A 19,924-nucleotide genomic window follows, 5' to 3' on the forward strand; every position below is an offset into this window, starting at 1 on the left:
TTGGAGGGGCTGCGCCGAACCATCGCCCTGATCCGCCCCGCGCCCCGGCCCGCGTCGTGCGACGAGGGCGCTCCGAGGCACGCGCGCCCACGGCGCGCAAGCGATGCCCCTTCACCCCGGAAGGAGAGCGGCTTTCGGGTAATCGCGGCCGAAGGACTTGTCGATCCACGGCCGCATGGCGAGCGTGTCGGCTGCTGTTACTTGTCGGTCACGGTAAAGCGCTGCCTGGCGCGGATATCTGCACTGGAGGCGCCGATCTGCACTTCATAGGCGCCCGGGTCCACCGCATACGCCTTGCGTTGCGCGTCGTAAATGCGCAGCGCGTTGTTTGCGTTGAAGGTGAAGTGCAATTCGCGCTGCTCGCCCGGTTGCAGGGCGATCCGTTGGAATCCATGCAATTCCTTGCCGGCACGTTCGCGTTGCGGGGCGAGCGGATGCAGATACAGCTGCACCACCTCGTCGCCCGCGCGTTGGCCGGTGTTCTTGACCGTGACGGTGGCAGTGAGCGCGCCATCGGCTGCGATGGTGGTGCGGTCCAGGCGCAGACCGGAATAGGCGAACTGCGTGTACGACAGGCCGTGGCCGAACGGATACAGCGGCGTGCCGCCGAAGTAGCGGTAGGTGCGGCCGCGCATGGCGTAGTCGTCGAACGCTGGCAGGGTTTCGCTTTGCTTGTAGAACGTCACCGGCAACCGGCCGCCCGGATTGGCATCGCCGAACAAGACGTCGGCCACTGCCGAGCCGCCGCGCTGGCCCGGATACCAGGCCAACAGGATCGCCGGCAGGTGCTGCTGCGCCCAATCGATGGCCAGCGCCGAGCCGGTGGTCAGCACCGCCACCACCGGCTTGCCGGTGGCTTGCAAGGCTTCGAGCAGGTCGCGCTGCGGCTTGGGCAGGCGCAGGTCGGTACGGTCGCCGCCGGCAAATCCGGGGTAGTTCACCTTCATTTCCTCGCCTTCGACATCGCCGGTCAGGCCGCCGACGAAGACCACCACATCGGCGCTGCGTGCCACGTCCAGCGCCTCCTGCAAGGGCGGCTTGGCCCCGGGTTGCCGCCAGGCCAGGCGCACGGCGGCATCGCGCTCGGCTTCGAAGTATTCCAGCCGCAACTCGTAGGCACGGCCGGCCTGCAGCTGCACATCGACGCCATCGGCGTGCAGGCGGTCGGTGGTCGCCCAGCGGTCGATCACCGGCTTGCCGTCCAGGTACAGGCGCACGCCGTCGTCGGCGGCCGCTTCCAGGTGGTAGGCGCCGGTGGTCGGCGGGACCAGTTGGCCGCTCCAGCGGATGCTGAAGTTGTCCGCCGGCACCGCTTCGCCCGGGCCGGCTTCGCCACGCGCCAGCAGGTTGTCGGTCGGCGAGCCGCGGTCCCATTTGAAGCCGATTTGCGCATCCACGCGCACCAGGGCCGGCTTACCGGACAAGTCGCGATTGCGGAAATACTCGCCACGCAAACCGCGTTCGGGCGAGGTGGCCGACGGCCGCAGGTATTGCGGCTCGATCAGCGGCGTGGCGGCCGGATCGTCGCGCCCCTCGACCAGGTCGGCGCCGCGCGCGTACAGCACCTGCGCATTCGGGGCCGCGGCTCGGATGCCTTGCAGCACGGTGACCGGCGCGGCCGGCGTGCCGTAGTAATTGCCGAGCAGCGCCATGGTGTCGTCGGCGGTGGGGCCGATCACCGCGATGCGTTTGAGCTTGGCGCGCGACAATGGCAACAGGCCATCGTTCTTCAGCAGCACCAACGATTCGCGCGCGGTGCGGCGCGCCAGCGCATCGTGCGCCGGCGATTGGTTGACCGATGCGGGAATCTTCGACCACGGCAACTGCCCGGGCGGATCGAACATGCCCAGGCGCATGCGCGCGGTCATCAAGGTCGTCAACGCGGTGTCGATCTGCGCTTGGTCGATCAGGCCCTGGCGGACCGCCGCCGGCAGGGTGGAATACTCCTCCCCGCATTCCAGTTCGGTGCCGTGCTTGACCGCCAGCGCGGCGGCTTGTTCGCGGGTGGCGACGATCTTGTGGTGCTTCCAGATATCCACGATCGCCCAGCAATCGGACACTACGTAGCCCTTGAAGCCCCATTGCTGGCGCAGCACATCCTGCAGCAGGAACTTGCTGGCGCTGGCCGACTCGCCATACACGCGGTTGTAGGCGCCCATCACCGCATCCACCTTGCCGTCCTTGACCAGCGCCTCGAACGCCGGCAGGTAGGTCTCGTACAGATCGCGCTGCGAGGGACGCGCATCGAAGTGGTGACGATCGGCTTCCGGGCCGCTGTGCACGGCGAAATGCTTGGCGGTGGCGTCGAGCTTGCGGTAGCGCTCGCCCTGCGCATTCTTCGGCGCATCGGCGCCTTCGCCCTGCAGGCCCTGCACGAAGGTCACGCCCATGCGCGCGGTGAGGAAGGGATCCTCGCCGTAGGTCTCCTGGCCGCGGCCCCAGCGCGGATCGCGGAAGATATTGATGTTCGGCGACCAGAACGTCAGCCCTTGATAGCGTTTGTGCTGGTTCTGGCGCAGGAACTGATGGTGCTTGGCACGCGCCTCGTCGCTGATCGCGGTGGCGACCTCGTGCATCAGCGGCAGGTCGAAGGTGGCGGCCATGCCGATCGCTTGCGGGAACACCGTCGCCCCGCCGGCGCGCGCCACGCCATGCAGCGCCTCGTTCCACCAATCGTAGGCCGGCACGCCCAGGCGCGGAATCGCCGGCGCGGCGTTCTGCATCTGCGCGGCCTTTTCTTCCAGTGTCATGCGCGACACCAGATCGGCCGCGCGCGCCTCGAAAGAACGCTGCGTGTCCAGATACGGTGGCGGCGTAGCGGCCTGGGCAGCGCCTGCAGCGCACCCCACTGCGAGCAGGACACCGTGCGCGAGCGAACGAAGCGGAGCGGGCGGATGCGAAGGCATGGTCAGTCCTGTTGAGGGCGGTCGGGGTGCGATTGGGCGAACGGCCCGATCGTGCTGCCGACGAAGCCGCCGGCCTGTGCGGTGCTGAGAAAGCTGGCGTCGTCGTTGCGGCGTAGCGATTGCCAGCCGCGGCCATCGGCATCGAAGGCGAAGCTGTAGGCACCGCCATCGCCGCTGATTTGCAGCCGCAGCTGCGCAGTGGCCGGGATGCGGGTCTGCGCCAGCGTGGTGGTGACCGCGCCATCGCGCTTGTCCAGGAACACCTGCACGGCGTTGCCATCGCGACGAATGCCGAGCGCGTACCACGCGGTGGAATTCTGAAATGCGGCCAAGCCTGCACTGATGCCTGCCTGGGCCGGCACCTCCAGTGCGGTGCTGGCGGTGAAATGCAGATGTTGCTGGCGGCGTGCGAGAAACGCGGGCGTTCCGCTACCGTCCAGCCCTTGTGCGTTGGCGTGCAGCGTCAACCAGCCTGCCCGCGTACGCAGGTCGGCCACATCCTGCTTTGGCACGCGCACGGTCAGCCATTCGCGCTGCAAAGTGGCCTGATCGAAGTCGTCGTGCCAGACGAAGTTGCCCGACAACGGCGCCTGCGTGGCACCTGCCTTCATGCCAGTCGGCGCCTTGGCGATGTAGGGGATTGGCTGCCTGGCCGGCAGGATCGAGGGCCAGCCATCGCGCCACTGCACCGGCAGCAAAAACGTTTCGCGCCCGGTGTTGTAGCGATCGCCCGCGTAGGGACGGCTTGCGAGAAACACCGCCCACCACTGTCCGTCGGGCGTATCGACCAGATCCACGTGGCCGGCATTGCTGATCGGGTGCGCGCGCTCGGCCGGCAGATCGCGTTGGGTCAGGACGGGGTTGTTCGGTGCGGGTGCATACGGCCCCCACACGTTGCGGCTGCGCAACACCACCTGCGAATGCTGCGGCCCGGTGCCGCCCTCGGCACACGAGAGGTAGTACCACCCGTCGCGTTGATACAGGTGCGGGCCTTCGATCCAGATCGGCTTGCTGGCCAGATCCACGCCGCCATTGAGCAACACCTTGCGCGGACCGACCGGCGCATTCTTTGCGATATCGAAACGCTGCATCCAGATCGCGCGATGCCCCTCGTACAACGGCGTGCCTTCCGGCGGGCCGTTGTTGAGCAGGTACGCGCTGCCATCGGTATCGAAGAACAGGGACGGGTCGATGCCGTCGATGCTGGGCAACCAGGTCAGTGCCGACCATGGGCCCGCCGGATGGCTGGCACTGGCGATGAAATTGCCGCCGCTGTCGACCGAGGTGCCCACCACGTAGAAGCGCCCGTCATGATGGCGGATGCTGGCGGCATACATCCCGCGCGACATGCGCAGCCCGTCGTAATCGAGCTGCTCGCGGCGTTCGACCACGTTGCCGATCTGCGTCCAATGCACAAGATCGGTACTCTCGAACACCGGGATCGCCGGAAAGTACGTAAACGTCGAATTGACCAGGTAATAGCGCTCGCCCACGCGGGTGATACTGGGATCGGGATAGAACCCAGCCAGCACCGGATTGCGGTAATGCCCGGCCGGCAGCGGCGTGGCGAAGACCGCATCGTCGCCGCGGTACTCGAACCAGTCGAACGCGACATCCGCAGACGTTTGCGACTGCGCCTGCGCGTTCGCAGGCGCCGCCAAGGCCACCAGCAGGGCCATACACGTGGCAGATAACGCGCGCATCACCAGTCCCACATCGCGCCGTCTTCCAGTCGCGCGATCGGCAGCTGCTTGGGCACGTAGGGATACTTCGCTGCAAGCGCTTCGTCGATGTCCACGCCATGCCCCGGTGTCTCGCCGCAGTGCAGGCGGCCATCGCGGAATTGGCAGTCGTGCGGGAACACCGCATTGGCCTCGTCGGAATGGAACATGTATTCCTGGATGCCGAAGTTGGGCACCCAGGTGTCGAAGTGCAAGGCGGCGCCCATGCACACCGGCGACAGGTCGGTGGCGCCGTGAAAGCCGGTGCGCACCTGATGCAGCGCGGCGAAATCGGCCAGCCGGCGCACATGGGTGATGCCGCCGGCATGGACGATCGTGGTGCGGATGTAGTCGATCAGCTGCTGCTCGATCAGATGCTTGCAGTCCCAGATCGAATTGAACACCTCGCCCACTGCCAGCGGCGTCACGGTGTGCTGGCGGATGAGCTCGAACGCACGCTGGTTTTCCGCCGGGGTGGCATCTTCCAGCCAGAACAACCGGTACGGCTCCAGGTCGCGGCCCAGCCGCGCCGCTTCGATCGGGGTGAGCCGGTGATGCGCGTCATGCAGCAGTTCGATCTCGTCGCCATGGTCGGCGCGCAGTTGCTCGAACAGGCGCGGCACGACACCGAGGTAGCGCGGCGTGGACCACACGGTTTCGGTGGGCAGCTCGCTTTCGGCCGGTTCGTACGGCTTGCCGCCGACAGAAATGCCGTAGGTCTTCTTGATGCCGGGCACGCCGCATTGCGCGCGGATCGCGATAAAGCCCATCTCGCGGAAGCGGCCCACTTCGTCGCTGGTTTCGGCAATATCGCGCCCGTTCGCATGCCCATATACCAGCGCCCCTTCGCGTGAGCGTCCGCCAAGCAGCTGATACAGCGGCATGCCGGCCATCTTGCCCAGGATGTCCCACAACGCCACATCCATTGCGGCAATCGCGCTCATCGTCACCGGCCCGCGCCGCCAGTACGCGCCGCGGTAGAAGAACTGCCAGATGTCTTCGATGCGTCCGGCATCGCGACCAATCAGGTTCGGCACCAGGTGTTCCTGCAGGTAGGCGGCCACTGCCAGTTCGCGCCCGTTGAGCGTGGCATCGCCTACGCCGGTGACGCCCGAACGCGTGCGGATCTTCAAGGTGACGAAATTGCGCCCCGGGCAGGTGACGATGACGCGCGCCTCGACGATCTCGCGGTCGCGGGCAGAACCTTGCAGCGGTGCAGGGGAGTCGGAAGTCTGTGACATCGTGATCTCGCTCAGGGGGAAGAGGTGGCAGTGATGGGAAGTTCGAACGGGCCAGCCGGCAGGCCGCTGCGGTCGTACAAGGTGCACACCGGGCTGTCGGCCCAGCAGTAACGCACCCGCGTGGCCTGCACGCCGGCGGGAACACCCAGGCTGATCTCGCGCCCGGACAGCGTGGCACTGGCATAGCGGCAGCTGCCGGCCGCATCGCCGCAGAGCTCGAAGCCGATCGGCGCGTCGTTGCCGTAACTCACCAGCGTGATGTCGACATCGTCGAAGCCGATGCGCACGCTCTCGCCGGCGCGGCGTGCGCTGCGCGGCACCGGCCCGGAAGGCGCAATCGTCTCGCCATACACCACATGCCGCGCGACGCGTGCCAGGCGCCGGCCCAGCTCCTGTTTGTTGGCCGGATGGATGTCGTAGCGGTCGCCGATATCGATCGCCACCGCCAATCCTGCGTGCGCGTCGTTGGCGACGAAACGCCGCTGCGCTTCGCGCAATTGCGCCCAACCGCTGTCGGTCGGCTGGGTAGGCGGTGCGCCGTAATTGGCCAGCTGCACCACCAGCAACGGCAGGACTGCGCCGAAGCGCTGCCGCCAGTCGCGCTGCCAGGCCGTGAGCAAGGCCGGATAACGCGCTGCATCGCCGGTATTGGATTCGCCCTGGTACCACAGCACGCCACGCAGGCCCAGGTGTTCCAGCGGCGCGATCATGCCGTTGTACAAGGTGGTCAGCCCGGCCGCCGACGACCACGGTGCGCGCGGAGGCATGCCCACTGCCTGCGGCACGATGCGGTATTGCCAGGGCGCGTCCAGCGCCACGGTGCTGCCATCGGCAAATTGCAGTGCGCGCGATGGCGCGTCGCCCAGCAGCCCGTCGCGTCGATAGGTATTGAGCACATTGAGCACGATGCTGTTGCGCCCGGCATGCAGCCGTCCGCGCGGCAGCGCGTAGCGACGCGGCTGGTCCGCGCCATAGCTGCTGCCCACGCCGCGTCCGTTGACCCAGGTCTGATCCAGCTCGTCCACTGGCCCCAGCAACAACGTGGCGTCCTGCGCGGCCTGTGCCGGTGTCAGCTCCACGCTGGTGCGGTACCAGACCATGCCGTTGAAGCCGACCAGTTGCGGCACGCCCCAGTCGTCCCATGCGCCCAAGGCCGGCGGCGCGTTCTGCCAGTCGCCGGGCGCATCCGGCTGCCACGGCTCGCCTTCGCCATGCGCATGCCACCAGGTTTCCCACAGCGCGGCCCAACGCGGTGCGGCCGCGACCGGATCGGTTGCATAACGTGCCAGCACATCCAGTGCCGGACCATCGTCGCCAGCGGCACGCAAGGCCTTGTCGCCGATCCAGGCCTGCAGTTGCGAACCGCCCCACGATGCATTGATCAGCCCCATCGGCACGTCGACTTGCTTCTGCAACTCGCGTGCGAAGTAGTAACAGGCGGCCGAAAAATCCTTCACCGTCTCCGGTGTGGTGGGCTGCCAGGTTGCAGTGCCGCCGAAACCGCGTTGCGGTGTCGGGCTGGATCGCGCAGGCACCTTGAACATGCGGATGCTGGGGTGGTCGGCATCGGCAATCTCGCTGCGCGAATCCAGCGTGCGATGCACCTGCAATTCCATGTTCGATTGCCCCGAACACAGCCAGACATCGCCGATCAGCACATCATCGATCTGCTGCATCGCACCGTTGCCCGTGCTGGCCTTCAGGCTGTACGGGCCGCCGGCAGCGTGCGCGGGCAAGCGCGCTTCCCAGTGACCTTGCCGGTCTGCGCGAGCCTGCACCTGCGCACGCTCCAGTTGCACGGTGACTCGCGTGCCCGGCGCCGCATCGCCCCACAGGCGGATCGGCGCATCGCGCTGCAGCACCGCATGGTCCTGAAACACCGGATGCAGCAGCGGCGCATCCGCTGCGCTGGCAAGGTATGGCAGCAGCAACGCCGACAGCGTGCCGATCACTCTCTTTACGCGATATGCGCTCACTTCGGATTCCCCGGTGCATACGGAAATGTCAGTGCCTGGTAATACGCCAGCGGCTGCGCCGGCGGGCTGACGCCTGCAGGCAGCGAGCGCCCGGACACGCTCTGGAAATAGGCGATGCTGGCATCGCGCCACCACTGCGCCTCCCGTTGCTGGATCGCCAGGAAATCGGCGACCTGCTGGTAGCGCTGTGCATCGATCTTCCCGGCCAGACCCTGCCAGGTCGTGCGCATCGCAGTCACCTCGGCCACGCCATGGTCGTAACGCCACACCAGTTCGTCCCACAGCGGCCTGCCGGAGGCCATGCGGTGATCCCACGGCACATGATGGAACCACAGCAACAGCTGCTCGGGTACGCGCTGCACGTCGCCGAACACGCGCGCCACCGGCGGGGCATATTGCGCAACGGCATTGCTGCCGCTGGCACTGCGGTCGAAGCCAATACCATTGCGGTCGGCGCGGTGGTAATACACCGGGTCCCAGTCCGGACGTTCGCTGCCTGTATCCCACGGCGCCGGGCCGTAATGGTGGCCGCGCCCCATCAGGTGGTGCAGGCCGAGCGGGGTCATGTAATCCACCACCGCCTCGCGCGAGCGCAGCATCATGGAAACCACCGGCTCGACCACCGCCGGATCGTTGGAAAACGTCATGCGCGCCCATTCCTGCGCAATCGCGCGCGGCGACAGCTGCGGGTCCCACGCCAGCCGCCCGTATGCGTACCAGTTGGCCTGATCGAAGATCGAGCCGCTCCAGTTGCGATCGGCGCCGATATTGGCCACGCCGGCGATACCGGTCAGCCGTGTGCGTTTGCTGTCGGTAAACAAGCGGCCATCCACTGTCTTTGCAACGGTCGAGCCCTTGCCGCGCGTATAGGTGTCCGCTTGCAAGGTCTCGGAAAACAGCGGGCCCAGATAGGCCAGGTGGGTGGAAAAGCCCAGATATTCCTTGGTGATCTGGAATTCCGGCATCAATGGCGTCTTGCGCATCGCACCGAACAACGGGTGAAACGGCTCGCGTGGCTGGAAGTCGATCGCCCCGTTTTTCACCTGCACGATCACGTTGTCGGCAAAGGCGCCATCCAGCGGCACGAACTCGCTGTAGGCCTGCTTGGCGCGGTCGTCCGGCTGCTCATGCGAGTAGACGAAGGCACGCCACATCACCACCCCGCCATGCGGCGCCAGCGCATCGGCCAGCAGGTTCGCGCCATCGGCGTGGCTGCGTCCATAGTCCTGCGGACCGGGCTGGCCTTCGGAGTTGGCCTTGACCAGGAACCCGCCGAAATCCGGAATGCGTGCATAGATGGCGTCGGCGGTGTCGCGCCACCAGCGCTGTACCTGCGGGTCCAGCGGGTCGGCGGTGGTCAGGCCACCGATTTCGATCGGCGCGCTGAAGCGCGCGCTGAGGAACACACGAATCCCGTACGGACGAAACACCTTCGCCAGGGCGGCCGCCTTGTCAAGGTAGTCCGGCGTCAGGCTCCAGGCCTTGGCGTTGACGTTGTTGAGCACGGTTCCATTGATGCCCAGCGATGCATTGGCACGCGCGTAGTCGGTGTAGCGCGGATCCAGATAGCCGGGCAGCGTCTGCCAGTTCCACAGCGAAGCGCCGGCATAGCCGCGTTCCACCAGACCATCGAGATTGTCCCAATGATTGAGCATGCGCAGCTGCAAGCGTGGCGATGCGCGCACATCCACCGCTGTGAGCGACTGCCCGGTCTGCAGCAGACGCAACAGGTGGAATGTGCCGTACAACACGCCGATATCGCTGCCGCCGACAATGGCGGTGACCTGATGCCCATTTAGGTCGGCGCGACGAATCAGGTAGCCATCGCGGCCCAACTGGCCTGTATCGAGCCGCAGGGCGGCAATCTGTGGCGCGCTGGCGGCGCCCAAGACGATGGCGCCATCTTGCGTCACCGCGTCCACGCGTGGCGGTGTGCTTCCCAACAATCCCTGCAGGCCGCGCGCCAGTTCATCGCGTGCTGCGTGCACGGTGGGCGATTGGCCGACGATGACCAGTTCGCTGGCGTTCTGGCGCAATTGCGCGGCATTGGCCAGCGGTTGGTAGCGCAACCATAGATCGTAGCCATCTTCTGCGTGCGCGTTGATGGTGACCAACACGCCGCTGCATAACAGTGCCAGCCACATGCCGGCCTGCAGCGTAAATGCGCCGACACCCGTGTCATGCCGCGGCATTGCAGACCGGCTCATGCGGCATGCTCGAGCGTCACCGGCGCAGGCAGGCGCATATCGCCGCTCTGCCTGCTTCCCGGTACCATGGCTCGCACCGGCATACCTGCACTCGGCGTCCGCGTTACCGCAGCAGCGCCCGTGCATCCCGCAGCTTTCGCACGCATTTGAAGAGGCCACGCTTGGAGAAGGTCAGGAAATCGGTCCGCCGCACCAGCCGCGCGACCACCATCGACGAGGTGGCAGCGCTGGCAAAGGTCTCGCCGATGACAGTCTCGCGCGTGGTCAACAACACCGGCAGCGTGCGCGATGCCACCCGCGAGCGGGTCATGCGCGCGGTCGACAAGCTGGGCTACACGCCCAATCTTGCCGCCAGTGCACTGGCAGCCGCGCAGAGCACGCGGATTGCGTTGATCTACAGCGATCCCAGCGGCGCCTACCTGCGCGAGTTGCTGCTGGGCGTGTTGCGGGTGGCATCGCGTACGTCGATCCAGCTGGTGATCGACTGCTGGGATGACCTGGACGCCGATGCCGAACGCAAGGCAGCGCGCAAGCTCGCCAAAGGCGTTGCCGGTGTGATCCTGCCGCCGCCGTTGTGCGAATCCAGGGCCGCGGTGCTGGAGCTGGTGCGCGCCAAGGTGCCGGTGGTGGCGATCGCCTCCAACCATTTCAGTCCGGATGTGGCGTGTGTGCGCATCGACGAATTCGCTGCTGCCAAGGAGATCACCGAGCACCTGATCGCACAGGGGCATACGCGCATCGGCTACATCGCCGGGCATCCGAATCTGTCGGCCAGCACGCGGCGTTTCGAAGGCTTTCAGGCGGCGCTGGCCGACGCCGGTTTGCGCCTGGATCGACACCTGGTGCAGCCGGGCGACTACACCTACAAGTCCGGCCTGGTTGCCGCGGAAAAATTGCTGGCGCGCAAACGTCGCCCGAGCGCCATCTTCGCCAGCAACGACGACATGGCCGCCGCGGCAATCTCGGTCGCGCACCGGCGTGGCCTGGATGTGCCGCGCGACCTGTCGGTGGTCGGGTTCGACGACACCTCTGCCGCCACTGCGGTGTGGCCCGAAATCACCACCGTGCAGCAGCCCATCGCCGCCATGGCCGACGCCGCGCTGGATATCTTGCTGAAGACGATTCGGGCCAAGGAGCGTACGGCAAGGATGGTCGATCATGTGGTCGCGCACCTGCTGGTCAAGCGGGATTCGGTGGCCGCACCGACAGCGGACGATGCGGCCGAGTCAACGTAGCGATCAGACCACTGCATGCCGCAAGCCGGATGTGGTCGCCTCGCAGGCTTGCATGCAACACACCAAAATTGCCGGTGTGCGCTCATGTGTCTGGTGAGCACGCATCACGTCGGCAGCCAGTGCTGGCCGCCGCGGTGTGGTCACTGGCTCACCGTCGCCATGCAGACAGTCATGGCACGCGCCAGGTGATGCCAAGCGCGTGCAGCGGCAATGCTCAACGCGTCAGATACTGATTGATCAGGTTTTCGTGCGCTTCCTGGCGGCCGCTGATCTGCTGGGGCGCATTGCCGGCCGCATGCTTGGCCAGATCTGCCAGCGTGGTCTTGCCTGCGGCAAAGTCCGCGCCCGCGCCGCTGTCGAAGCTGGCGTAACGCTCGGCGCGCCATTGCTCCAGCGGCGAAGACGTCAGCAGTGCGTTGGCCACTTCCAGCCCGCGCGCGAACGCGTCCATGCCGCCGATATGCGCCAGGAACAGGTCCTGCGGGTCGGACGATTCGCGCCGCACCTTGGCATCGAAGTTCAAGCCGCCCGGTGCCAGCCCGCCCTGCCGCAGCACCACCAGCATCGCGCCGACGGTGTCGTACAGGTCGGTTGGGAACTGGTCGGTGTCCCAGCCGTTCTGCGGGTTGCCGCGGTTGGCATCGATGCTGCCGAGCAGGCCGGCATCAGAGGCAACCTGCAGGTCATGCTCGAAGCTGTGGCCCGACAGCGTGGCGTGGTTGGCTTCGATGTTGAGCTTGAAATCCTGGTCCAGGCCATGCTGACGCAAGAAGCCGATTACGGTGGCGCTATCGAAATCGTACTGGTGCTTCATCGGCTCCATCGGCTTGGGCTCGATCAGGAAGTTGCCCTTGAAGCCGATCGCGCGACCGTAATCGCGTGCCAGGGTCAGGAAACGCGCCATGTTGTCCTGCTCGCGCTTCATCTGCGTGTTGTGCAGGCAGGCATAGCCTTCGCGGCCGCCCCAGAACACGTAGTTCTCGCCGCCGAGTTCAACGGTCGCATCGATCGCGGCCTTGACCTGCACTGCCGCACGCGCCACCACATTGAAGTCCGGATTGGTCGAGGCACCATTCATGTAGCGCGGGTGCGAGAAGAGGTTGGCGGTGCCCCACAACAGCTTGACGCCGGTGTCGGCCTGGCGCTGCTTGGCGATGCCCACCATGTGCTTGAGATTCTTTTCGTACTCGCCGATGTCATCGGCATCAGGCGACAGGTCGATATCGTGGAAGCAGTAATACGGCACGCCGAGCTTGGTGAAGAACTCGAACGCCGCGTCGGCCTTGGCTTCGGCGCGGTTCAACGCGGTAGTGCCCACGTCCCACGGATACGCGCGCGTGCCCGGGCCGAACGGATCGGCGCCGTTGCCGCAGAAGCTGTGCCAGTAGGCCACGGCAAAGCGCAGGTGCTCGGCCATGCTCTTGTCGCCGATGGTCTTGTTGGCGTCGTAGACCTTGAACGCGAGCGGGTTGTCGGAGTCGCGGCCTTCGAAGCCGATCTTGCCGATGCCGGGGAAATATTCCTTCGCGCCGATGTAAACGGTGTTGCTCATGGGGTGAACTCCTGCAGAAAGGGGGTGTCATGGGGGAGGGGGTTGGCATCGACACACTGCGACGCCGGCACGCGCAACGACTAGTGGCGCCGCGTCGCTGCAGCGCATCTGTGCATGCGTGTACCGCTACGCACTGCACAGAATGTTAGCGCTATCAAAAAGCCGACTGAAAAAAGCCGCGCCATATAGCGAAGCCGAAGGTGTCATGCCGATCCCAGCTGAAACGGTCTTGCAGACTTTACCCAGCCCGCCGCCGAAAGGCTTGCTGCGCTGCGAGATGCGAGCTGTTGCGTGGCGGCGGGGTGCGGTGATGTCTGGTGGGTTGGGGCGTACGACCCTCACCCGCCCTTCGGGCACCCTCTCCCGCGCGCGGGAGAGGGGACTTGCAGAGCGATTGGACGGTCGCGTCTTCTTCGGCGGGCACCCGCGCGCCCGCACGGGCGGCGGGACCGTCAAGAGGGAGTCGCCAAGAACAGGAGATCGCCAGGAGAGGGCACTGACGCAGGAGATCGCTAGCAGAGGACACTGACGGAAACGGGCTGGGTGGAAGCGCTCCCCCCTTGGACGAGGGCTTGCTTCCTTCCCCCGTTCACGGGGGAAGGTGCCCGAAGGGCGGATGGGGGCAGCCACCTCCGGCCTCACGACCAAGTCTCAACCCCAATCCCCCCGGCAGCTACAATGGGCGGCTCATGACCGCTGTCCTGCCGCTGCCGCAACCCCTGGCCGACCCCGCGCCGCGCACCGCGCGCCCGCGGTTGCCGTCCGATCAGCTGCGCCTGGGCAAACGGCTGCAGCGCCAGGTGGGCCAGGCGATCGCCGACTTCGGCATGATCGAGGCCGGCGACAAGGTGATGGTGTGCTTGTCCGGTGGCAAGGACAGCTACACCTTGCTGGACATGCTGCTGCAGTTGCAGCGCAAGGCGCCGGTGCCGTTCACGCTGGTGGCGGTGAACCTGGACCAGAAGCAGCCGGAGTTTCCCGCCGAGGTGCTTCCCCGCTATCTGCGCGAGCAGGGCGTGCCGTTCGACATCGTCGAGCAGGACACCTACTCGGTGGTCAGCCGGGTGATCCCGGCCGGCAAGACGATGTGTTCGCTGTGCTCGCGGCTGCGGCGCGGCGCCTTGTACGCCTACGCGCAGGCGCATGGGGTGACCAAGATCGCGCTCGGCCACCACCGCGACGACATCGTTGCCACGTTCTTCATGAACCTGTTTCACCACGCGCGCCTGGCCGCGATGGCGCCCAAGCTGCGCAGCGACGACGGTGCGCATGTGGTGATCCGCCCGCTGGCCTATGTGCGCGAAGCCGATATCGCCGCCTACGCACAGCTGCGCCAGTTCCCGATCATTCCGTGCAACCTGTGCGGTAGCCAGCAGAACCTGCAGCGCCAGCAGGTGGGCCGCATGCTGCAGCAATGGGACCGCGACCATCCGGGGCGGGTGGAACAGATTGCGCGCGCGCTGGGCGACGTACGGCCCGAGCAACTGGCCGACCGCGCCTTGTTCGATTTCCTGGCGCTGGGCCGCCGCTCCGACGCCAGCGCGCCCGATCCCATCGCCTGGCACGCCGCCGGCGACAGCACACACGATAGCGACTGACGCGCCCGCTCGGTCGCCGTCGGTCTTCCACCTCCACGTTTGTCTTCTTCGGTCCAACGCATGTTCTTTCGCAATCTCACCCTGTTCCGTTTTCCCACCACGCTGGATTTCTCCGAGATCGACACGCTGCTGCCGCAAGTGCAGCTCAAGCCGGTCGGCCCGCTGGAAATGAGTTCGCGCGGTTTCATTTCGCCGTTCGGCCGCGACGAGCAGGAAGTGCTTTCGCACCGTCTGGAAGATTTTCTGTGGCTCACCGTCGGCGGCGAGGACAAGATCCTGCCCGGCGCGGTGGTCAACGACCTGCTCGAGCGCAAGGTGGCCGAGATCGAGGAAAAGGAAGGCCGCCGCCCCGGTGGCAAGGCACGCAAGCGCCTCAAGGACGACCTGATCCATGAGCTGCTGCCGCGCGCCTTCGTCAAGAGCTCGCGCACCGACGCCATCCTGGACCTGCAGCACGGCTACATCGCGGTCAACAGTTCCAGCCGCAAGAGCGGCGAGAACGTGATGAGCGAGATCCGTGGCGCGCTGGGCAGCTTTCCGGCGCTGCCGTTGAATGCCGAAGTGGCCCCGCGCGCCATCCTCACCGGCTGGATCGCCGGCGAACCCTTGCCCGAAGGCCTTAGCCTGGGCGAAGAGTGCGAGATGAAGGACCCGATCGAAGGCGGCGCGGTGGTCAAGTGCCAGCACCAGGAACTGCGCGGCGACGAGATCGACAAGCACCTGGAAGCCGGCAAGCAGGTCACCAAGCTGGCGCTGGTGCTGGACGACAATCTGTCGTTCGTGCTCGGCGACGATCTGGTGATTCGCAAGCTCAAGTTCCTCGACGGCGCCCTGGATCAGCTCGAACACAGCGAAGACGACGGCGCACGCGCCGAACTCGACGCGCGCTTTGCGTTGATGAGCGCCGAGATCCGCCGGTTGTTCCTGTTGCTGGAAACCGCGTTGAAGTTGAGCAAGGCCGAGTAACCGGTTTTCCAACTGTGGCGGCGTTGTCAGGCGCGATTCGATACATGAGTGAAAAGCGGTGAGTCGACGGTGCGGTGGGCTCACTGCGCGCAGGACACGCCGTGAGCCCTCTCTGAGAGTCGATGGCGGCATCCGCACCGCCATCGGTCCCGCCAGCGGTCAGTACACCGCGCCAAGGCGTTCTTGCGCTGCTTTCGTGAAGGGCATACGTGGGATGTGTCCTGCGACGGTGGTGGACACGGACCGGGCGCGACGCAGATCGGCTGCTCTGCGACTGATCCATCGGTTGGCCAATCGCGCCCAGGCAGGGCATCGATCACGGTCTGGCCATCACCGCGTGCGGCAGTCAACGCGTCTCACCGCCTGACACATCGCGGCGGTATCCTGTGCGCATGTTCAAGCCCGTCCGCCGCCTGATTGTTCCGCCCTCGCAGGTTGTCGAACGCGACTGCGTGCACGTGCAGCTGGACGGCCGCGATATCGCGGTGCTGCGCGTGCGCGACCCGCGTGCGCGACGCATCAAACTCAGCGTCGACGAGCGCGGCGCACGGCTGACCTTGCCGCTGCGCGCAAGCCTGATTTCCGGCGAACGGTTTCTGCATGCGCATCTGGACTGGCTGACCACGCAGCTGTCGCGGTATCAGCAGGTCGATGCGTTTCCTGCGCTTGAGCGTGGCGTACCCGGGCAACTGCCGCTGCGCGGCGCGTTGCTGCCGTTGAGCTGGCACGAAGGGCGCTACGCACGCATCGATATCACCGACGACGGGGCGCAGTTCCATGTGCCCACCCGTGTGGGCGATGCCGGCTTGCGCCGCACCTTGAAGGAATTCTACGAAGCGCAGGCGCGCGCCGATGTTGGTCGCTGGTTGCCGGGTTATCTGCCCGGCCTGCCGCGCGCACCGGCACGACTGCGGCTGAAGGTGATGTCATCGCAGTGGGGCTCGCTCGCACCGGATGGCTCGATGGCGTTGGACCTGGCGCTGGTGCTTGGTCGCCCTTCCGCGTTCGAATACGTGCTGGTGCACGAGCTCTGCCACCTGGTACAGGCCAACCACTCGCCCGCGTTCTGGGCCGAAGTGGAGCAACGTTTTCCCAGTTGGCGCGAAGAGCGCAGTTACTTTCACGAACACGGCCGCCAGCTCAAGGCGCAGCTGCGGCGGCTGCTGCAGGCGCAGTGACCCAGGCGTAGCGCGCGGCTGCGATGACGTGCCTTCGCGGCAGTGGCAAGGCTGCGGCAACAGCAACGGGCGATCGGTGCGGCCGGCATCAGCGAGTGGTCAACGCTGCAGCGAAGACGCCGCTAGCGCCACGCGTAGGAGGCAGCCCGGGCAAGTTGCCGGCAGGCCAGCGGCGACAGCCAGGCAACGCGTTTTGACAGGGCGTGTTCTGCAGCCGCAACGCCTGCGTCCAGGGTGCGCGCCGACATCCAGTGGTCGGCGTGACACGCCGCTGCCCACGCCTGGTCCAACAGGACGCGATCGCCTGCATCCAGGTCGGCAGCGGCGCGCACGGCCTGGAGAAAGGTCCACGGCGCATGCCACCGATCGAAGGATTCAAGTGCGCTCACGACACGGGCAGCATCGGCCATGGGTCTAGTTCGCCTGCACGATTCGCCTCTGCGCATCACACATGGCGCACATCATCCAAGAAGCCATTGATCACCGCCGCGACTGCTTCGGGCATTTCCATGTGTACGTGGTGGGTGCCGGGCAGCAGCTGCAAGCGTGCATCGCGCATCATCGCCACGCGGTGGTCGCGCAATGCGTCCGGGAAATACGGCTGCGCGGGCGTGGCGAAGATCGCCTGGGCGGGGCAGGCGATGGAGGCCAGCAGCACGTCGATCTGCGCTTCGGTCATGCGGATGGCGGTGGGCAGGGTCAGGCGCGGGTCGCTGCACCAGCTGTAGCCACCTTCCACCACGCGGACGCCGCGTTCGACCAGCAGCCGTGCAGCCGGTTCGGTGAGTTGGTTGGCCATCATGCGCGCGCGCACAGGCATCTCCATCGACGGAAACACCCGCAGCGGCCGCTCTGCCAACGTGCGTGCCGAGGCGACGGCATCGCGCAGGCGGGTGGCGGTGGTTTCCACGGGCTCGGCCAGTGCGCCCAGCGCCTCGATGGCGATCAAGGCTTCCACGCGCTCGGGCGCAGCGGCGGCCAGCAGGCTGGCAATGCCGCCTCCCATCGAGTGGCCGAGCAAGGTGAAGCGCTGCCAGCCCAGGGCATCGGCGACCTGCAACAAGATGGCGATCGCGCTGCTGAGCGTGTATTCGGCGCCTACCGGCAGCCAAGCGCTGTGGCCATGGCCCGGCAGATCCAGCAGCACCAGATCCAGCTCCTGCGCGGGCAGATGCGCGCTCAGCGGCACGAAGCTGGCCGCATTATCCAGCCAGCCATGCAAGGCCAGCACCCGGCGCGGGCCGCGATCTTGGTTGCGCAATCCGGTGACCCGGCCGATGGCGAGGTCGCACGCAAACGGCTCCAACCTCACGCGCGGCGCGCCACGGCGGCCAGCGCGTGCGCGTGCGCGTCGCTGGCGTTGAGGCAGGGGATGTAGCTGAGCGTGGCACCACGTTCGGCCAGCGTTTCGGCAAAGCCCAGCGCCACTTCTTCCAAGGTTTCCAGGCAATCGGTGGCAAAGCCCGGGCAGACCAGGTCGAAGCTGCGCACACCGCCTTCGGCCAACGCCCACAGCGTGGGTTCGGCGTACGGCTGCAGCCAGCGTTCGGCGCCGAAGCGCGACTGGTAGCCCATCTGCCACTCGTCCGCTCCCAGTCCCAGCGCTGCCACGATGGCCTGCGCGCTGCGTTCGCACTGCTGCGGATACGGGTCGCCGGCATTGGCCACGCGCTGCGGCAGGCCGTGGAAGGAGAACATCAACTTCTCGCTGCGGCCATGCACCTGCCAGTGCGTGCGGATCGACTCGGCGATCGCGGCCACCCAGCCGGCGTCCGCGCAGTAGTCCTGGATCACCTCCACCGCGATCTCCGGCGCGCTGGTGCGCCACGCATCCACCACGTCCTGGATCGAGGCGGTGGTGGTGGTGGAATACTGCGGATACAGCGGCAGCACCACGATGCGCTTGATGCCGCGTGCGCGCAGCCCTTCCAGCGTCTTGCGCAACGCCGGCTCGCCGTAGCGCATGGCCCATTCCACGTGCCAGTCGGGCATGACCGCTTGCAGGCCTTCGGTCAGGCGGCGCGTGTAGACCGCCAGCGGTGAGCCCTCCGGCAACCACACCTTGGCGTATTTTTCGGCCGATTTCGGCCCGCGGATCGGCAGGATCACCCCGTACAGCAGCGGCTTCCAGAACAGTGGTGGAATCGCGACCACGCGGCGGTCGCTGAGGAACTCGGCCAGGTAGCGGCGCACGGCCGGGGCGGTCGGCGATTCGGGAGTGCCCAGGTTGACGACCAGCAGGGCGGTATCGGGTGTCGTGTTCATGCGCACCATTCTGGCAGAGCCGGGCAGCGCTGCCGACAACAGCGCAACGATCGCTGCGATCGGCCCTGTCTTGTATGCCGGTTGCGCTCACCACCGATTCATTGCGCCGGCACTAACGTCGCGGCATTGCTATCTTTAACGGATTCTTCCTTGGAGCTTGTCATGCCTCGTTTGTCGCGCCTGGCCCTGTTGTTGTCGCTGACGTTGGTCGCCGGCCATGCCGTCGCCGGCCCGGAAGAAGACCAGCGCGCACGCAATGCGGTGCGGGTGCTGACCGAGATCATGAAGATCCCCGAGCAGGCCATTCCGGACAAACTGCTCGACGAGGCGCGCGCCATCGTGGTCATTCCCGACACGCTGAAGGCCGGCCTGGTGATCGGTGGCCGCCGCGGCCACGGCCTGATGTCGATGAAGAATCCCGACGGCAGCTGGTCGCAGCCGGTGTTCGTCAAGCTCACCGGCGGCAGCATCGGCTTCCAGGCCGGCGTGCAATCGTCCGACGTGGTGCTGGTGTTCCGCAATGACCGCAGCCTGGACAACATCGTCAACGGCAAGTTCACCCTCGGTGCCGACGCCGGCGTGGCTGCAGGTCCGGTTGGCCGGAACGCCGCCGCGGCCACCGACGGCCAGCTCAAGGCCGAAATCTGGTCGTGGTCGCGTGCCCGTGGCCTGTTCGCCGGCGTTGCGCTGGATGGTGCGGTCCTGCAGATCGACGATGCCGCCGACCTCAATGCCTACGGCAGCGGCGCGACCCCGCGCATGATTTTCGAAGGCCGCACCAACGAACGTCCGTCCACCGATGTGATCGCCTTCCGCGACCGGCTGGAAGAGGCGACCTACACCGCACGCGCCAATCGCAGCACCGACGCCGCCGCCGATGGCGCGCCGCCGGTACCGCGTCCGCAGACCCCGCCACCGGCGCAGGCACAGCAACCGGCCAACGTGCCGCCGCCGGCCAGCGAAGCCAGCACCGTACCGATGCAGCCGAGCACCACGCCGCCCGCCCAGCAAGGCTTCCAGCCGGTTTCGGAGGGCGAAATCCGCACCGAATCCCTAGACGGCAACCGCTGACGCACTGT

The 19,924-nt window shown here is 66.6% G+C and carries 14 protein-coding genes; 5 read left to right on the top strand and 9 right to left on the bottom strand.

From position 1 onward, the window contains the following. Window positions 1-197: 197 nt before the first annotated feature. Genes FLG15_RS21170 through FLG15_RS21190 form a run of 5 tightly spaced genes read right to left on the bottom strand, consistent with a single transcriptional unit; the run spans window position 198 to window position 10,036 of the window. Window positions 198-2,906: a glycoside hydrolase family 3 protein gene (locus tag FLG15_RS21170; RefSeq protein WP_150147326.1), complete on the bottom strand. Its 2,709-nt coding sequence runs from the start codon at window positions 2,904-2,906 to the stop codon at window positions 198-200. A gap of 2 nt (window positions 2,907-2,908) precedes the next feature. Next, a complete protein-coding gene (locus FLG15_RS21175) occupies window positions 2,909-4,585 on the bottom strand; it encodes a glycoside hydrolase family 43 protein (RefSeq protein ID WP_150147773.1) in 1,677 nt (558 codons plus the stop codon). 23 nt (window positions 4,586-4,608) lie between these two features. Then, window positions 4,609-5,868 carry a D-mannonate dehydratase ManD gene (manD, locus tag FLG15_RS21180; RefSeq protein ID WP_150147329.1) on the bottom strand — a complete coding sequence of 420 codons (1,260 nt, stop codon included), beginning with the start codon at window positions 5,866-5,868 and terminating at the stop codon, window positions 4,609-4,611. Window positions 5,869-5,879: 11 nt separating this feature from the next. After that, the gene (locus FLG15_RS21185; RefSeq protein WP_150147332.1) at window positions 5,880-7,844 is read right to left on the bottom strand and encodes a sialate O-acetylesterase; all 1,965 of its coding nucleotides are present in this window, start codon (window positions 7,842-7,844) and stop codon (window positions 5,880-5,882) included. Then, window positions 7,841-10,036, bottom strand: a complete 2,196-nt coding sequence (locus FLG15_RS21190) for an alpha-glucuronidase family glycosyl hydrolase (RefSeq protein WP_150147775.1) — start codon at window positions 10,034-10,036, stop codon at window positions 7,841-7,843. Before FLG15_RS21190 ends, FLG15_RS21185 begins: the two co-directional genes overlap by 4 nt. A 176-nt stretch (window positions 10,037-10,212) precedes the next feature. Here FLG15_RS21190 and FLG15_RS21195 point away from each other — a divergent pair, with 176 nt between their 5' ends. Further along, a complete protein-coding gene (locus FLG15_RS21195; protein ID WP_014091472.1) occupies window positions 10,213-11,286 on the top strand; it encodes a LacI family DNA-binding transcriptional regulator in 1,074 nt (357 codons plus the stop codon). A 214-nt stretch (window positions 11,287-11,500) separates the two neighbouring features. On the opposite strand, the gene xylA is transcribed toward FLG15_RS21195, so the two are convergent. After that, window positions 11,501-12,838, bottom strand: coding sequence for a xylose isomerase (gene xylA, locus FLG15_RS21200; RefSeq protein WP_150147335.1), 1,338 nt, complete (start codon window positions 12,836-12,838; stop codon window positions 11,501-11,503). A 689-nt stretch (window positions 12,839-13,527) separates the two neighbouring features. Between xylA and ttcA the strand changes: the two genes are divergently transcribed. The 3 genes from ttcA (at window position 13,528) to FLG15_RS21220 (ending at window position 16,580) form a co-directional block, all read left to right on the top strand. Continuing rightward, window positions 13,528-14,436, top strand: coding sequence for a tRNA 2-thiocytidine(32) synthetase TtcA (gene ttcA / locus FLG15_RS21210; RefSeq protein ID WP_150147338.1), 909 nt, complete (start codon window positions 13,528-13,530; stop codon window positions 14,434-14,436). A gap of 60 nt (window positions 14,437-14,496) precedes the next feature. Continuing rightward, window positions 14,497-15,402, top strand: a complete 906-nt coding sequence (locus FLG15_RS21215) for a recombination-associated protein RdgC (protein WP_007974628.1) — start codon at window positions 14,497-14,499, stop codon at window positions 15,400-15,402. A gap of 392 nt (window positions 15,403-15,794) precedes the next feature. Continuing rightward, a complete protein-coding gene (locus tag FLG15_RS21220) occupies window positions 15,795-16,580 on the top strand; it encodes a YgjP family zinc-dependent metalloprotease (protein ID WP_057679948.1) in 786 nt (261 codons plus the stop codon). Window positions 16,581-16,702: 122 nt separating this feature from the next. Here the strand turns inward: FLG15_RS21220 and FLG15_RS21225 are convergent, their stop codons facing one another. Genes FLG15_RS21225 through hemH form a run of 3 tightly spaced genes read right to left on the bottom strand, consistent with a single transcriptional unit; the run spans window position 16,703 to window position 18,854 of the window. Beyond that, window positions 16,703-16,969, bottom strand: coding sequence for a hypothetical protein (locus FLG15_RS21225; RefSeq protein WP_237377062.1), 267 nt, complete (start codon window positions 16,967-16,969; stop codon window positions 16,703-16,705). 56 nt (window positions 16,970-17,025) lie between these two features. After that, entirely contained in the window at window positions 17,026-17,886 is an 861-nt protein-coding gene (locus tag FLG15_RS21230) for an alpha/beta fold hydrolase (protein WP_057679946.1), read from the bottom strand. A 2-nt stretch (window positions 17,887-17,888) separates the two neighbouring features. Continuing rightward, on the bottom strand, window positions 17,889-18,854 hold the full coding sequence (hemH, locus tag FLG15_RS21235) for a ferrochelatase (RefSeq protein WP_057679945.1): 966 nt from the start codon (window positions 18,852-18,854) through the stop codon (window positions 17,889-17,891). Between the two features lie 153 nt (window positions 18,855-19,007). On the opposite strand from hemH, the gene FLG15_RS21240 reads away from it, so the two are divergent. Further along, window positions 19,008-19,916, top strand: coding sequence for a lipid-binding SYLF domain-containing protein (locus FLG15_RS21240; protein WP_057679944.1), 909 nt, complete (start codon window positions 19,008-19,010; stop codon window positions 19,914-19,916). The last annotated feature ends 8 nt before the right edge of the window (window positions 19,917-19,924 follow it).

Source organism: Xanthomonas phaseoli pv. dieffenbachiae, assembly GCF_008639345.1.
In the GTDB taxonomy this organism is placed as follows: domain Bacteria; phylum Pseudomonadota; class Gammaproteobacteria; order Xanthomonadales; family Xanthomonadaceae; genus Xanthomonas; species Xanthomonas phaseoli.